This window comes from Flavihumibacter petaseus NBRC 106054, assembly GCF_000974785.1.
GTDB lineage: Bacteria > Bacteroidota > Bacteroidia > Chitinophagales > Chitinophagaceae > Flavihumibacter > Flavihumibacter petaseus.
On record NZ_BBWV01000002.1, the window covers coordinates 1,085,965 to 1,102,283 of the forward strand.

A 16,319-nucleotide genomic window follows, 5' to 3' on the forward strand; every position below is an offset into this window, starting at 1 on the left:
ATTCTGAAATATGAAAAGCATAATGCTGATACCTGCCTTAATGGTTCTGCTTGGCTCCTGCAGCCAGCCTTCGGGAACTGCTGTCCGGCTGAATGCAGATAAAGGCAAACAGGATACCATCATCTGCTCGCCTGCCGGTAATCCCATCGATTTTACCGTTATAGAAAAAATAACAGGTCTGAAAGGTATATCCAAAAATGGGGAGTATAAAATCACCGTGCCGCAAAATGACCTGAAAGTGGTCGTCGATGGATTCAAAATAATCCCGCCAATGGGTTTGGGAAGCTGGGTGGCTTTCACACCCTGCCGGCAGGAGGTAATGGTCATGGGTGATATTATCCTGGCAGAAAATGACCTTCAGCCCGTACAGCAGGAAGTTATCCGGCAGGGTCTTGCGATCACAGCCATACACAATCACTTCGTGCGCAACCACCCGAATGTGTTGTACATGCATATTGATGGTCGCGGCAACCTTGAAAAAATGGCCGGTTGTGTGAAGGCTGTATTGGATAAAGTAAAAACTTTAAGGGGAGGTGATCCTGCGGCTGTAAAGGCAGACAGCGTGGTGAATACCCTGAATACAGCCAGTTTGGATAATATCCTTGGCTATAAGGGAGAGATGAGCAAAGGTGTTTACAAGTATACGATCGGCAGGCCGGATGTGCCTTTGCAGGAGCATGGTATTCCGGTCAGCGCTTTCATTGGCTTTAATACCTGGGCGGCGTGGCAGGGTACACCTGAAAAAGCTGCAGTTGCCGGCGATTTCACCATGCTGGAAGAGGAGGTGCAGCCAGTGATCAGAACGCTGATCAGTAGCGGAATTGAAGTAGTCGCTGTTCACAACCACATGGTCCAGGAAACACCCAAAGTGTTCTTTCTGCACTATTGGGGAACAGGTGATGCACAGCAACTGGCCAGGGCGTTAAGAGCGGCATTGAATCAGTGTGGAAAAAAAACGGGGCATCAAAGCTGATCCAGCTGCCGGATGATTTCCCGGGCCGGGGTTACGCCGCTGGTGCGCCAGACAACCTGCCCATTGCGAAAGATCATCAATGTTGGCACTGACTGAACGCCGTATCGGCGCGCATAAGCGGGATTTTTATCGATGTCCATTTTCAGAACGGTGGCCTTTTCGCCGACTTTGTCTTTTACTTCCTTTAAAATCGGTGGCATCATTTTGCAGGGACCGCACCATTCTGCGAAAAAATCCACGATCACAGGCTTGTCTCCCTTGATATGCGTTTCGAAACTGTTCATGATTACCTGCTATTGGTGTAAAGCAATAACGCAGGTTCCGCATAATTGTTCAGGCCAGTTTCAGCGATTGTCCTGTCGCAACTGCTGGTTGTAGGCGGATGGCGAAACTCCGAACTGTTTGGCAAAGCTTCTGCCGAAATTGGTCTGTGACCGGAATCCTACCATTGCGGCTACTTCAAAAATTTTGTAATCGCCGGAAGCCAGCAATTCTGCCGCTCTTTTGAGCCTGCTGAGATTGATCAGCTCATGCAATGTGAGGTTGGAAAGCGATTTGATCTTCCGGTAAAGCGTCGGCCGGCTCATGTTCATTTTGCGTGCGATCATTTCGACGTCCAGTTCTTCTTCTTCGATATGTTCGTAGATAATTCCCCTGAGTGTTTCCAGGAACTGCTCGTCTGATTTCGTGTGTGCCATACTGCGGATATGCACCAACGGCGAATTGGCAAAATAGTCTTTCAGCTTGTCGCGGTTAGCCAGCAGGTTGGCCACCTGTGCCTGCAGGAATTCAGGAGAAAATGGTTTTTCGATATAGGCATCTGCCCCCAGTTCCAGCCCCTGGATCTTGCTTTGCAAAGCATTCTTGGCAGTGAGCAGCACAACGGGAATATGACTGTAATCCACGCTGCTTTTGATCAGCCGGCAAAATTCAAATCCATCCATTTCCGGCATCATCACATCTGAGATGATGAGGTGCACCGTTTGTTCCTGCAGGATGGCCAGCGCCTCTTTGCCGTTGGCGGCTTTCTGAACGGCATATCTTTCCGAAAGATCGCCGGCGATGAAATCCAGCATTTCTTCATTGTCTTCCACGATCAGGAGGGTTGGTCTCATGGGATTTGATTTTCCGGCCAGTTGCGCCGTTGCGTGAAGGGACTGAGGTTAAATTCGTGTTGCTGCCGGATTGGCAATTCCAGGCGGAATACATTTTTTTCCGAAACCGGTGATGCCATCTGCAGGCTTCCGTTGTGCAAAGCTGCGAGTGATCTTGAAAGGGCAAGGCCGATACCGGTTCCTTTCTTTTTTTCCGATTCGCGCAGACGCACAAAAGGTTCAAAGATCTTTTCCCGCAGGTTGTCGGGAATTACGTCACCATCACTGGATACTTCCAATACAAACGAAGTATCATCTTCCTTTACCGGGTAAAGCTGAACAGCGGCAGCCGTTGCGGCATATTTAATGGCATTGCTGAACAGGTTATACAGGATCTTGTGGAAAGCATCGAGGTCGATATAAGCCTGTACCGGTTGTGGTGGCAATTGCAGGCGGAATTCGATCTGGTGTTGATCTGCCAGTTCCTTAAACCCGGCAAACACATCGTCGAGGATGTCAGCAATGTTTGCTTTTACGAAATTCAGGCTGAAGCCCTCCTGTTCTGTTTGCCGGAAGTCCAGCAACTGGTTGGTGAGTTCGATCAGGCGGTTGGTATTCCGGTCCATGATGCGCAGGTTATGCGTAAGGTCCGGCAGCTGGGCTGATTGGCGGATCACTTTTTCAAGAGGCGCCTTGATCAATGTGAGCGGCGTCCTGATCTCATGCGCTACATGAGTAAAGAAGTCAACCTTGGCGCGAAAGATCTCTTTGTCTTTTGCGATCTCCAGCAGTTCATAACGGCGCCTGTTGATGGCCTCGGTTCGCCGGTGGTAAGCACGGATCAGCCACGCGATAAGCGCGGCTGCCAGCAAGATGTATCCCGCGTATGCCCACGGGCTGCGCCACCATGGCGGAAGAATTTCTATAGACAGGCTCGCTGATTCACCGTCAAGCACAGCGTTCATCTTTCGGACGGTGAACATGTACCTGCCGGGGGCGAGGTCGGTAAAATAGGCTTTACGGTTCTGCTTCAGGAAAGTCCAGTTCTTATCCAGACCCTCCATCCGGTATGCATATTCCGTCATTTCAGGGGCGGTGAAACCGAGTGCAGCAAAGTCGATACTTAAAGTCGACTGATCATAGGGCAGCACTATTTTACGGGTAAAACTGATCGACTGTTGCAGCCGGGATTCACCACCGATAGGCAATTCGCGGTTGAACACCTGGAATCCCGTGATATACATCGGCGAGGGCGACTCAGGTTGTAACATCGCTGCCGGCTGAAAGCTGATCATGCCTTTTACACTGCCGTAATAAAGCCTGCCGGAAGCATCCTTATATACTGAGTTGAAATTATACTGATCGTTCAGTGTGCCGTTTGGCGTTCGGTAAATCGTGCTGTTGCTGTTCTCTTTAAACTGAACGATGCCATTGGAAGTAGACAGCCAGAGGCGTTGCAGGTTATCTTCGGTTACCGTGAGAATAAAGTTTGACGGTAGTCCCGCTTCTTTGCGGAAGGTGGTAAAGGTCTTGCTGGCGCTGTCAAAACGGCAAAGCCCGTCTTCTGTTCCCAGCCAGATCCGGTGATTGTGATCTTCATAGATATAGTTGACCCGGTCGCTGCTGAGTGATTTACTATCGGTTGCACTATGCCGGTAGTTGAATTGTTTTCCCGTGTGGGGATCAAAAACATTTACGCCATCGCCGTATGTTGCCCCCCAGATCCAGCCGCGGCTGTCTACCAGCAGGTGGGCATACCAGTTATACAGGGGCAGGCCTTCAATGACGGAAAAGGTAGCCGTACTCTTGTTGTAGCGATAAGCGCCGCGGGTGGTTCCTGCGAGAATGTGTCCCTCCGCGTCCCTGGTTAGGCAATAGATGAAATTGCTCAGCAAGCCGCTGCCGTTTTCAATTGAAAAGTGGCGGATCACTTTCTGCTGTTGCAGATCCATCAGGTCAAGGCCATGTTCAAAGGTGCCGATCCACAATTGTCCGGAGTCGACCAGCAGTCCATGGATATTCGCATAGCTGATGCTTCCCGCAAGTCCGGACGGCTGAAATACGGAAAATAACCCGGTTGCCGTATCCAGTTTGTTCAGGCCTGCATCTTCTGTGCCGATCCACAGGCAGCCTTTGTTGTCGGCATGAATTTCCCGGACTACATTTCCACTGAGTGAATTCTCACCCGTTTTTGGAAAGTATTTGTGGAAGACAGTTGCCTGTTGGGGAAAATAGTTGACACCGCCGAAATAGGTGCCGGCCCAAACACCGCCTTCGCTGTCTTCGAGGAGCGTGTATACTGCATTGTCAGAGATGGAGTAGGGGTCGTTGTAGGCTTTCTGCAGATTGACGGTTGCCCTGGTGGCGCGATCGTAGGTATAAATGCCATTCTCGCTGGCAATCCAGATATCACCCGACTGGCGCTCGAGGAAGTTGCGTACGAAGATGCCTGTGCTGTCTTTGGCCTTGTACAATAACGAAACGGTGATATGGTGTAGGGGGTTGAAGATCCTGGCGCCATTACTCGTTCCGGCCAGGATCTGACCATCGCGGGTCGGTACAATCTTCTCTATCCATAAAGACCCATCCTGGAGCAATTGAAATCCCTGGAAAGTATTTCGATCATTATCGTAACGGAATAACCAACCTGTCGGTGTGGAAGCCCAGAGTGTTCCGGTTGGATCGGTACAAATGGAACTTACTTCAAAATGACCCGGAATCGGAAACACCGTGATCCGCTGTTGTTGCTGATCGTACCGGTACAACGTAAAGAACTGCACAAACCAGAGGTTTCCGTGGCGGTCCATTTTCATATCCGCTACAGGCAGCGAACTGGTTGGGCGGATCAGGGTAAAGCTTTCTGTCTTTTCATTATACCGGTAAAGGCCACGTTCCGTGCCGACCCAGATAGTACCATGCGGGTCTTCATAAAGACTGTGAATAAAATTGTTGCCAATGGAACCCTGCTGCGCTGGATCGTAGCGGAAGATTTTAAAGCTGTACCCATCAAAACGGTTCAGGCCGTCTTTAGTGCCCAGCCAGAGAAATCCTCTTTTATCCTGGATTGCGGTGATGACGGCATTGTTGGATAAACCGTTCTCTACCTGGTAATGCCGGAAATTAGCCACCTGGGCGGTTGCCCGGTTGCCTGTTGCCAGGAACAGCAGTACAAATACATTCAGGGAAAGCAGTGTCGTCCGCAAGCGTAGGTCGTTTAACCGGGCTAAAAATACATACTTGAGATGATTTGTAGAATTTCTGAGACGCTGTGTTGAGCAGGTAAAAAATAAAAAAATCAATTTTAGACCATTAACTGCTTGCATATGAAAAAGGTTGCTCTGCGACGGCACCTGTGTTCGATAACACAGGCATTGCTGATAATCTGTCTGTTAAGTGTACATATTACACTATTTTCCCAAACAAAAGCTGTTACCGGTACTGTTTACAATGCTTCAGGCGAGCCGCTTTCGGGCGCGACGATCAGTCTGAAAAATTCCGGTTCAGCCACTTCCACCAATGCCAATGGCAAATTTTCCATTAAGGCGCCTCCCGACGGCATCCTGGTGATCTCGTCCATGGGGTTTGCCTCCACCGAACTGAAAGTGGGGGAGCAGACCGATCTGCGGATCGTACTGAATACATCCGTTGATCCGCTGGATAATGTGGTAGTGGTTGCCTATGGCCGCCAGAAGGTGAAGGACCTGACAGGTTCAGTTGCCGTGGTGAATGTTGATAATGCGAAAAAAACGGCGAGTTATGACATTGCCAAAATGTTACAGGGGCAGGTTGCCGGTGTAACGGTTCACGGCAGTGGTGAACCCGGCGGTTATGTGCAGCTGAAAATCCGAGGCGTTACGACTTTCGGGAACAATGCTCCCCTGTTTGTAATTGATGGTGTTCCGATGGACGCGCCGTTTGATTTTTCGCCGGATGATGTGGAGAGCATGCAGATATTAAAAGATGCTTCTTCCGCAGCCCTATACGGGGCGCGCGCAGCAACAGGTGTGGTAATTATCACGACCAAAAAAGGTAAAAAAGGCCCGATAAAAATTGACTACAATGGGTATTATGGCTGGCAAAAGATTCCCAAAACACTGCCGGTGACGGACCGTGAAGGCTATCAGAAGATCACCAGCGCAGCAGAAATCAACGCAGGCTTGACGGTTGCACCTGCAAATGATCCTGCTAGCCCGAATTTCAGTACCATCAATACCAACTGGCAGGATGCGCTCTTTCAGACAGGAAAGATCCAGGACCATCATATCAATCTTTCCGGTGGAGGCGATAACATCAATTACAGCCTTGGGTTAGGTTATTTCGATCAGACGAGTACCATGGTGGGCCCGCAAAGTTATAAGCGCTTTACGTTGAACAATGCTTTTAGTGGCAAGCGCGGGATTTTCAGTTATGGCGGAAAAGTCGCCTATACCCAGTCTGATAAGGTAAACCTCGCCATAACCGGTGATCATGCAGTGTTCGGGGGAGGGGTTACCAGTATGCTGACTGCGATTCCGACCATGCCGATTTATGACGAAAACCGACTGGGCGGATATGGTGGCAGCGATGAACTGCTAAACCGCGCGATCGCTCTGAACGTAATCGGCATGAACAACCTGGTGACCGATAACAGTGACCGCAACCGCTTTTTCGGTAATGTCTGGGGCGAAATCGAAATCGTGAAAGGCCTCCGCTATAAACTCAACCTCAGTTACGATTACACCAATTACAAGAACTATCATTTCGAACCTAAATTTGACCTTGGGTTCTACTATCTCAACAACAACTATATTCTCAGTGATAACAGGGGCAATGGTTACACCGGGCTGGTAGAGAACCTGCTGACCTACAACGTGGTAACCGGAAAGCATAATATTGATTTCCTTGCAGGTACTACCTACCAGGAAGGTCATGGTGAATGGACAACCGGGCGCGCCACAGGCAATGGTGATTACGAAACATACAATTTCAGCGCGTTGCCATCCGAGGATAAAGTGTTGCTGGGAGAAAGCAGTACCAGCACGATCCTGTCTTTCCTCGGCAGGGTGAATTACAACTACGACAGCCGGTATATGCTCACCGTGAATTTTCGCCGTGACGGCTCATCGCGCTTCGGACCAGCCAACCGCTATGGTAATTTCCCGTCCGTGAGTGCGGCCTGGAATATTTCCAATGAGAAATTCATTCACCTGCCTGCTGTGATCAGTAACCTGAAGATCCGCGGTGGTTACGGTACACTGGGTAACCAGAATTTTGGTGATTACCTGTTCCAGTCATATATCAATCCGAATGCGAGTTACAATTTCGGCGATGTGCTGGCACAGGGTTCCGCTGTGGTGTATGTGGCTGATCCGAACCTGCGCTGGGAATCTACCAAAACAGGAAATGTGGCCATTGACCTTGGTTTCTTTTCCAACCAACTGACCTTCTCAGCAGAATACTTTAACCGTGAATCCTACGACATCATTACGAGTTTGCCGCTTCCGTATTCTGCAGGATCTTTTCCTGCAAACATTACGACCAATGCAGCATCCATGCGCAATAAGGGTCTGGAGTTCACCCTCAACTATCAGCATCAGACCAGCAAAGATTTTCATTATGCCATCGGCGCCAATCTCGGCACATTGCAAAACAAAGTGCTGAAGCTTGGCCTGTATGATAATCCGATCTATGGCTCCGGAAGCAAAACTGAAGTGGGCCGCGAGATCGGCGAGTTGTTCGGATTTGTGACCGAGGGAATTTTCCAGAACCAGGAAGACCTGGACAAGCATGCCAAACAAACCAATGCCGCAGTAGGTGATATGATGTTTAAAGATACCAATGGCCGTGACGCGGAAGGTAAACTTACCGGGCAACCGGATGGCCTGATCACGGATGATGACCGTGTTTACCTGGGTTCGACTATTCCTTCTTTTAACTATGGGTTCAACCTGAGCCTTGGGTACAAGCAATTTGATTTCTCGTTTTTCTTCCAGGGACAGGGCGGCAATAAAGTGAACAATGGCGTATATGGCTCGCTGATGAGTACCGACTATGGCAACCACCACCAGGATGTGCTGAATTTCTGGACCCCGCAAAACACCAATACGAATATTCCGCGACCTGTTAAAGGTGACCCCAACGGTAACGGCCGTTTTTCCGACAGGTTTGTAGAAAGCGGTGCTTATGGGCGCCTGCAAAATGCAGTGCTCGGATATACATTTTCTCCGCAACTGCTGGCCAGAACGAAAGTGCTTAAATCTTTCAGGGCATATGTATCCGGTCAGAATCTTTTCACCATCAGCAACTACAAGGGATACGATCCTGATTTTATCAGTGATGGATTGTTCAGCAGGGGATTTGATTATGGTTCTTTCCCCAATCCCCGCACCATTATGGTGGGTCTGCAAGTAGGCTTTTAACCTTTTAATTCTGGAAAATGAAAAACAATATTTCCCGATATACATCTATAGTCCTGGTAGCTGCGGGTTTGGCAGCAGGAACAGGATGTGCTAAAAAACTGGAACAGGAAAACCCGAATGCGCAGACTGCCGAAACCTTCTGGCGCAATGAATCGGACGCCATGAAAGGCGTGAACGCGTCTTACGGCAGCATGCAGGTAGACGGAACCTATATGCGCTTTTTACCGATGCTGCTGGATGTTCGTGGTGACGATGTTCGCAGTAACAGTCCCTGGAGCCAGATCTATAATATCGGCCGTTTTGCCCTGGGAACAGGTATCGGCGATGGTTACGGATGGACCTACGAGTCCTGTTACCAGGGGGTGTTCCGTGCAAACCAGGTATTGGAGAACGTTCCCGAGATCACGATGGATGAAGCGCTGAAGGCAAGGATCATCGGGCAGGCGCATTTCCTGCGGGGGTTCTATTTCTTTCACCTCGTGAACCTGTTCGGAAATGTGAGTCTGCCGCTGCAATCCGCTGCCAAAACAGGCCAGTTCTATGTGCCGCAATCTTCTGCGGCTGACGGATGGAACCAGGTCATTGATGACCTCACCCAGGCAGCAGGACTCTTGCCGGTAGATTACAACGCGGTGGATGGTCCCGATAAAAGTCAGACAGGCAGGGCTACAAAAGGTGCGGCACTTGCCTACCTTGGAAAGGCCCTGCTGTTCAATCATCGCTTTGCAGAAGCAGGTGAAAAATTCAAGGCGGTGATTGATCTGAACAAATACGCACTGATGCCGGACTATAAGATGAATTTTGTGGATGACAAATATTATCCTGGTGCAGAAAATAATGTGGAATCCGTTTTCGAAGTGCAGTTTTCTACTGTAGCAGGTGGTGTGGACCTGGGATGGGGAGGAGCACCTGCGTCCGCCTGGGGCAAATATTCTGCCCGCGCCATTACCTGCGCGCCAAGAGGATTTGGCTGGGTGGATGTGCAGCCGACGTTTTCCGTTCGCGATGAATTTCTCCAGGAGAAAACGGTGGATGATGCTGTCGATCCCCGGCTCGACGCGACGATGTTTTACAATAAGCCCGGCACTTCGATATACGGACATAATTTTCAGGATTTTTATGCCAACAGTCCCGCAGACCTGAATGACCTCTTCTGTCGCAAATACCAGAACGGCGATGGTCAGCGGCCGGATGAATTTGACTGGCGGTCAGGCATCAATGAAAGGATCATGCGTTATGCAGATGTATTGCTCATGTATGCGGAGTGCCTGAATGAAACCGGTAACACTACCCAGGCGGCGCAGTATATGCAGCTGGTACGTTCCCGGGTAAAGTTGCCCAACCGGGAGGCTGAATTTGCGGCAATGTCGCAGGATCAGTTCCGGGATCAGCTGGCACATGAACGCCTGCTTGAATTCTGCCTGGAAGGCCATCGCTTCGATGATATCCGCCGCTGGGGTTGGCTGCAGGATGGCAGCAAACTGAGTCTGCTTAAACAACGTGATCCTGAGTTCAACAGCTATGTTCCCGGAAAGGAGGTGTATCCCATTCCATTGATCGAGATTCAGAACAATCCCGGATTTATCCAGAACCCGACATACTAAACAAAGGGCTGGAAAAACTGACATGAAAACAATCGGAAAGAAATTAGTAGCTGCAGGTGTATTGTTCCTGTTATTACAGGGAAATACGTCCTGCAGCAAGCATGGCGATGAACCGGTACCGGTGGATACAACTATTGATCCGCCGGTGCAACCGGTCTTTGATATCAACAGCATTTCGGATACTTATGAGTCCCTGGCGCCATTTGCCAACTACCTGCACTGGGGATCCTATAATGTACATGATCCGTCTGTGATCAAAGTGGGTGAGTATTATTATTGTTACAGTACAGATGCAGGTTTTGGAATTTCAGTGCGGTCGGGGATTCAGATCCGCCGGTCAAAGGATCTTGTAGTGTGGGAATACATGGGTTGGGTGTTCAATGCACTGCCTGCACAGGGAGCAGCCTTCATTCAGTCCAAGGGCGGAACCGCATTTGATGCGCTGTGGGCACCTTATGTGTTGAAATCAGGCAATGAATACCGCTTGTATTATTCCCTTTCCAGTGCAAAACCAAGGCTGAGCGTGATCGGCATGGCAACAGCAAGCAGCCCCATGGGTCCCTGGACGGAAAAGGGACTGGTGGTGACTTCCCTCGATGATGCCTCAATACAGACAAATGCCATCGATCCCTCGGTGATCACACTGGCTAACGGCAATCAATACCTGTATTATGGTTCGGCATGGGACGGGATCTATGTATTGCAATTGAACGCTGCCACCGGTCTTGCCCTGAAGAATGCCGACAAGGGAAAGCGGATCGCCAACCGCGGGTTTACCGATGGCAGGTACAATGGCAATATAGAAGGTGCGGAGATCATCTACAATGCAGCGCAACAACAATACTACCTGTTCATCGCCTATGACTGGCTGCAGACCAAATACAATGTAAGGGTTTGCCGGTCGGCCAATCCGGAAGGACCGTTTTATGATTTCAATGGAAAGGATGCCAATAGCAATGAAGATCACGGACCGATGATCCTGGCACCCTACCAGTTTGAAGGACATGCCGGCTGGCAGGGTGTGGCGCATTGTTCAGTATTCCAGGACGGCAACGGGCAGTATTTCATAGCCCACCAGGGACGGCCGGTGGTGAACAGTTATTATATGGACCTGCACGTGCGGAAGATCTTCTGGACCCCTGATGGCTGGCCGGTGGTATCACCGGAAAGATTTGCCTGGGAAGACAACGCTGTGGTGGATCAGTCGATGCTTCCGGGTTCCTGGGAAAAGATTGAATTGATGTATTCGGTTGTACCGGGTTATGCCGATGAACAAAAGCTGCCCGACCTGCAGGTGGCGAAGAAGATCAGTATCGACGTGGGCGGTACATTAAACGGTGAGGCAGGCAGTTCCTGGACCTACCAGGCGCCCTGGCTGGAAATGAAATGGAAAAATGGCGGGAATGAAAAAGTATTGGTACAAAAAGGCAGGGATTGGGAAAATCGCATTCAAAATTCACTTATTTTCACCGGACTCAACAATGAGGGAACTGCTGTCTGGGGTAAAAAGCATTGATCCATGTATAAGACAAGCATTTCTATTCGTCATTGTCCGACGCTGGTATTACTGACATTGCTGCACCTGGTGGCAAAGACGCAGGATACCAATTTTATCGCCAAAGGAAATCCCATTATCTCACATGTGTACACAGCCGATCCTGCCGCACTGGTAGTAAAGGACACACTGTTCCTGTTCACGGGGCACGATGAAGCACCGCCGGGCAGGGAGGGGTATGTGATGAAAGAGTGGCTGTGTTTCTCTACTACCGATCTGAAGCACTGGCGTCAGTATCCCGTTCCGCTGGATGTTTCAGCATTCAAATGGGCCAAAGGTGATGCCTGGGCTTCGCAGGTGATCAACCGAAACGGAAAATATTACTGGTACGTAGCAGTGGAGCATGGTGCCATTCCGGGAAAAGCGATAGGCGTTGCCGTTAGCGACCGTCCGGAAGGTCCTTACAAGGATGCCATTGGAACCGCACTGATCACGAATAATATGACCTCAGCTGCCACAATCAGCTGGGATGATATTGATCCGAGTGTGATCATTGACGATGACGGGCAGGCTTACCTGTTCTGGGGCAACACGCAGTGCTATTATGCAAAGCTCAAAGCGGACATGACAACACTGGATGGCACAGTGCAGCTGGTGAACGGTCTGCCACAATTCACGGAAGCACCGTGGATCCACAAGCGGGGAAGTTGGTATTATCTTTCTTATGCCACGTCTTTCCCCGAAAAAATCCGGTACTCGCGCTCCCGAAGCATTAACGGCCCGTGGGAGCCTATGGGTATCCTGAATGAGCTGGCCGGCAACAGCAATACCAATCACCAGGCCATCATTGACTTTAAAGGAAAGAGTTATTTTATTTATCATAATGGCGGTATACCCACAGCAGGGGGCAGCTTCAGGCGGTCCGTCTGCATCGATCCGCTTTACTATAACAAAGACGGCAGTATGAAGCGTGTGGTAATGACATCTGAATCCGTTTTCCAAGATTAAATCTGAAGTATGCGTTACGTAAAATTTGCCGGGGCAGTGATGCTGGCTACTGTTATGGGTACCTGTTGTATGGCACAGGTTGACAACAGGCAACAGGAGCCTGGAATAGCTGAGCGAAAAATGACCCGTCACAAAAAAACTGCCGCCACGGAGATTGCTGTGAATGTCAGGGAGCAGGTCGCACCCATTGCACCAACCATGTGGGGTGTTTTTTTTGAAGACATCAACCTGGGCGCCGATGGCGGTATCTATGCTGAAATGGTGAAAAACCGGTCTTTTGAATTTCCCAAACCATTTATGGGTTGGAAAGTAGTGCGGCAGCAACCCATTGAGGGCGATATGGAACTCGTGAACAGGCCCGATAATGTCAACAATCCACGTTATCTGCGGCTGAAAGTCAGCAGCAGTGAAGCGGGGAGTTTCGGCCTGATCAATGAGGGATTCAGGGGGATGGGGGTAAAAAAAGACCTGCGGTATGATTTTTCTGTGCTATATCGTGTGATCTCCGGCAACGTAGTGCTTCATGTGGGCTTGCGTGACAGTCTGGGGAACGTACTCGGAGAGAATAAACTAATACTTCCTGCAAGCAATGACCAATGGCAAAAAGGGAGTGTCTCTTTTGAATCCGCTAAGCGGGAATTGAAGGCACAGTTTTTCGTTTGGGCAACCGGTAGTGGTGTGGTGGACATCGACATGGTATCACTTTTTCCTGCTGACACCTGGAAAAACCGTCCCGGCGGATTGCGTGCAGATATGGTGCAATTGCTGGCAGATATGAAGCCTGGTTTTTTACGGTTTCCGGGCGGGTGTATCGTCGAGGGATATGATCTGTCGCAGCGTTACCAGTGGAAGAATACCGTAGGACCTGTTGAAGATCGTCCGTTGCTCATCAATCGCTGGAATTTTGAATTTGCACACCGGCCGACACCTGATTATTTCCAGACATTCGGCCTTGGTTTCTTCGAATATTTCCAACTGGCGGAAGATATTGGCGCGTCACCGCTCCCTATTCTCAATTGCGGTATGGCCTGCCAGTTCAACACTGGTGAACTGGTGCCGGTAGAAAATCTCGATCCCTACATCCAGGATGCACTTGACCTTATCGAATTTGCTAACGGTGAGGTTTCGACGACGTGGGGCAAGGTTCGCGCCCGGATGGGGCATCCTGCACCATTTAACCTTCGCATGATGGGGGTGGGTAACGAGAACTGGGGTCCACAGTATATTGAAAGGCTGAAGGTGTTTACACAGGCGATCAAAGCAAAATATCCGGAGATCACCCTGGTGAACAGTGGTGGAACCGATCCCAGTGGAGAGCGCTTCGATTACCTGAACCAGACTCTAAGGGAGATGAAAGCTGATGTGATTGATGAACATTACTATCGCCGCCCGGAATGGTTTCTTTCCAATGCCCGCCGGTATGACAGCTATCCCCGGAACGGTTCAAAAGTATTTGCCGGTGAATATGCAGCGCAGAGCGATAAAATGGTGAGTACCGACAACCAGAACAATTGGCTGACAGCAATGTCGGAAGCAGCGTTTATGACAGGACTGGAACGGAATTCCGCTGTGGTGCAGATGGCTGCCTATGCTCCCTTGTTTGCGCATGCGGATGGCTGGCAATGGCGGCCGGACCTGATCTGGGTCAATAACCTTGACATATTCGGCACCACAGATTACTATGTGCAGCAATTGTTTTCTACCAACCGGGGTAACTATACCGTTCCGATTTCCATGGCCGGAGAAGTAATGGCCGGTGGTGACAGCCTGTATGCTACTGCGGCAATTGACAGTGAGCACCAGGAACTTATTATTAAGATTGTGAATACCGGTGCCACCCCGCAACAAAAGACTTTCCGGCTGAACGGACTGGCAAAAGCAAATTCATCTGGTACGGTTCAGTTGTTGTCAAATCCTGAAGTTTCTGTTCAGAATAGTTTTGATCAACCCAAAAGAATATCGCCTCAAACTGCTACAGTTGCTGTTCGCAATCGCCAGTTACCATATACGATTGCACCTTATGCATTTGCCGTTATACGCGTGAAGTTGTGAAGATGAAATGGTTTGTTGATCATAGAAATTTAATACGGCACTTCCTGGTGATCATGATCGGGTTACTGCCGGTGGCGGGTTATGCAACAGATAGCCTGCCCGGAATACATGATCCGGTAATTATCCGGGAGAAGGGATATTGGTATGTATTCGGAACCGGGCGTGGCATCACCGTGATGCGTTCAGCTGACCGCAGGAATTGGAAAAGATTACCTCCGGTTTTTGATCAGCCGCCGGGTTGGGCAGTTAAGGCAGTTTCCGGGTTTAAGGGTCATATCTGGGCTCCGGATATCGCGTATGTCCGTGGCCATTATTACCTGTTCTATGCGGTATCTGCTTTTGGAAAGAATACGTCCTGCATCGGGGTGGCCAGCAATAAGACCCTTGATCCTGATTCGAAGGAGTATCATTGGTTGGATCATGGAAAGGTAATAGAATCAGTACCGGGCAGGGATATGTGGAATGCGATTGATCCGAATCTTATCCTGGATGAAAAAGGAACACCCTGGCTGAGTTTTGGTTCTTTCTGGAATGGGATTAAAATGGTGCAGCTGGATAGTAGTCTGACCCAACCGGCAACACCACAGCAATGGTATACACTGGCAGCGAGGTCAAGAAATCCAGTACTGCCTGATTCCGTTGCCGGAGACGCTGCTATTGAAGCACCGTTTATCTTTCACCACAATAATTATTACTATCTCTTTGTCTCATTCGATTACTGTTGCCGCGGCGTAAAAAGCACATATAAAGTAGTGGTCGGACGAAGTAAGTCGATTATTGGTCCCTATCTCGACAGGGATGGCGTTCCGATGACGCTGGGAGGTGGTACCCTGGTGCGGGAGGGGGATGCCAACTGGATGGGTATTGGCCATAACGCCGTTTTTTCTGATGATGGCAATGACTACCTGCTCTATCATGGTTATGATGCACACGACAATGGAAAATCAAAATTGTGGCAGGAAAAGATCCGGTGGCGGGACGACTGGCCGGAGGCAGTTATAAAATGACTTAAATTTATGTCATGCCAACACACCGCGTCACCCTCACCGAAGTCAAGCCGGTCACACACGATGTGAAATCGTTTCATTTTACACGGCCGGATGGTTACGAATTTGTTCCCGGCCAGGCAACCGATGTAAACCTGGTGGACGAAGACTGGAAGCAGGAAAAGCGTCCATTTACCTTTACGGGATTGACAGATGCCCGGGACCTGAGTTTTACCATCAAAGGATATCCGGATCACCACGGTGTGACGGATAAACTGCATCACTTAAAAGCAGGTGATCAGATTGAGATAGATGATCCGTGGGGAGCTATCAGTTATAAGGGACCCGGGTATTTTATTGCCGGCGGCGCCGGGATCACCCCTTTTATTGCGATCTTCCGGGACCTTCACCGCAAAGGTCAACTCATTGGAAATACACTCTTTTTTTCCAATAAAACGGCAAAGGACATCATTTTGAAAGAGGAATTGATCGCCATGCTGGGAGATAAGGCGATATTCATTTTGAGCCAGGAAGCAGGGGATGGGTATCCGAAAGGGCGAATAGATGAAGCTTTTTTGCGGGATCAGCATCTTGACCTGAAAAAGCATTTCTATATCTGTGGTCCGGATCCGATGATTCAGCAGATCACTGCAACGCTGGAGGGAATGGGGGCCAATCCCGAGGCTGTAGTATTTGAGAAGTGAGGAAG

11 protein-coding genes are annotated in these 16,319 nt (G+C 49.7%); 8 read left to right on the top strand and 3 right to left on the bottom strand.

Translation table 11 applies throughout. The features are described from left to right. Positions 1-10: 10 nt before the first annotated feature. On the top strand, positions 11-973 hold the full coding sequence (locus tag FPE01S_RS14760) for a DUF1259 domain-containing protein (RefSeq protein WP_046369683.1): 963 nt from the start codon (positions 11-13) through the stop codon (positions 971-973). Here FPE01S_RS14760 and trxA read toward each other — a convergent pair. Genes trxA through FPE01S_RS14775 form a run of 3 tightly spaced genes read right to left on the bottom strand, consistent with a single transcriptional unit; the run spans position 964 to position 5,270 of the window. Beyond that, on the bottom strand, positions 964-1,257 hold the full coding sequence (gene trxA / locus FPE01S_RS14765) for a thioredoxin (RefSeq protein WP_046369684.1): 294 nt from the start codon (positions 1,255-1,257) through the stop codon (positions 964-966). The genes FPE01S_RS14760 and trxA overlap by 10 nt on opposite strands. A gap of 60 nt (positions 1,258-1,317) precedes the next feature. Next, the gene (locus FPE01S_RS25680; protein ID WP_046369685.1) at positions 1,318-2,088 is read right to left on the bottom strand and encodes a response regulator transcription factor; all 771 of its coding nucleotides are present in this window, start codon (positions 2,086-2,088) and stop codon (positions 1,318-1,320) included. Continuing rightward, a complete protein-coding gene (locus tag FPE01S_RS14775) occupies positions 2,085-5,270 on the bottom strand; it encodes a sensor histidine kinase (RefSeq protein WP_052955814.1) in 3,186 nt (1,061 codons plus the stop codon). Before FPE01S_RS14775 ends, FPE01S_RS25680 begins: the two co-directional genes overlap by 4 nt. 120 nt (positions 5,271-5,390) lie before the next feature. Here FPE01S_RS14775 and FPE01S_RS14780 point away from each other — a divergent pair, with 120 nt between their 5' ends. Genes FPE01S_RS14780 through FPE01S_RS14810 form a run of 7 tightly spaced genes read left to right on the top strand, consistent with a single transcriptional unit; the run spans position 5,391 to position 16,314 of the window. Then, on the top strand, positions 5,391-8,465 hold the full coding sequence (locus tag FPE01S_RS14780) for a SusC/RagA family TonB-linked outer membrane protein (protein ID WP_046369686.1): 3,075 nt from the start codon (positions 5,391-5,393) through the stop codon (positions 8,463-8,465). A gap of 17 nt (positions 8,466-8,482) precedes the next feature. Further along, on the top strand, positions 8,483-10,069 hold the full coding sequence (locus tag FPE01S_RS14785; RefSeq protein WP_046369687.1) for a RagB/SusD family nutrient uptake outer membrane protein: 1,587 nt from the start codon (positions 8,483-8,485) through the stop codon (positions 10,067-10,069). 22 nt (positions 10,070-10,091) lie between these two features. Then, on the top strand, positions 10,092-11,585 hold the full coding sequence (locus FPE01S_RS14790) for an arabinan endo-1,5-alpha-L-arabinosidase (protein ID WP_052955816.1): 1,494 nt from the start codon (positions 10,092-10,094) through the stop codon (positions 11,583-11,585). A gap of 3 nt (positions 11,586-11,588) precedes the next feature. Next, positions 11,589-12,572 (top strand): glycoside hydrolase family 43 protein, encoded by a 984-nt coding sequence (locus tag FPE01S_RS14795; protein ID WP_046369688.1) that lies wholly within the window; start codon positions 11,589-11,591, stop codon positions 12,570-12,572. 9 nt (positions 12,573-12,581) lie between these two features. Continuing rightward, the gene (locus FPE01S_RS14800) at positions 12,582-14,624 is read left to right on the top strand and encodes an alpha-L-arabinofuranosidase family protein (RefSeq protein WP_052955818.1); all 2,043 of its coding nucleotides are present in this window, start codon (positions 12,582-12,584) and stop codon (positions 14,622-14,624) included. Positions 14,625-14,626: 2 nt separating this feature from the next. Further along, complete coding sequence (locus tag FPE01S_RS14805) at positions 14,627-15,631, top strand: arabinan endo-1,5-alpha-L-arabinosidase (RefSeq protein ID WP_083990266.1); 1,005 nt, start codon at positions 14,627-14,629, stop codon at positions 15,629-15,631. A 14-nt stretch (positions 15,632-15,645) separates the two neighbouring features. Further along, entirely contained in the window at positions 15,646-16,314 is a 669-nt protein-coding gene (locus FPE01S_RS14810; RefSeq protein WP_046369689.1) for an FAD-binding oxidoreductase, read from the top strand. Positions 16,315-16,319: the final 5 nt, after the last annotated feature.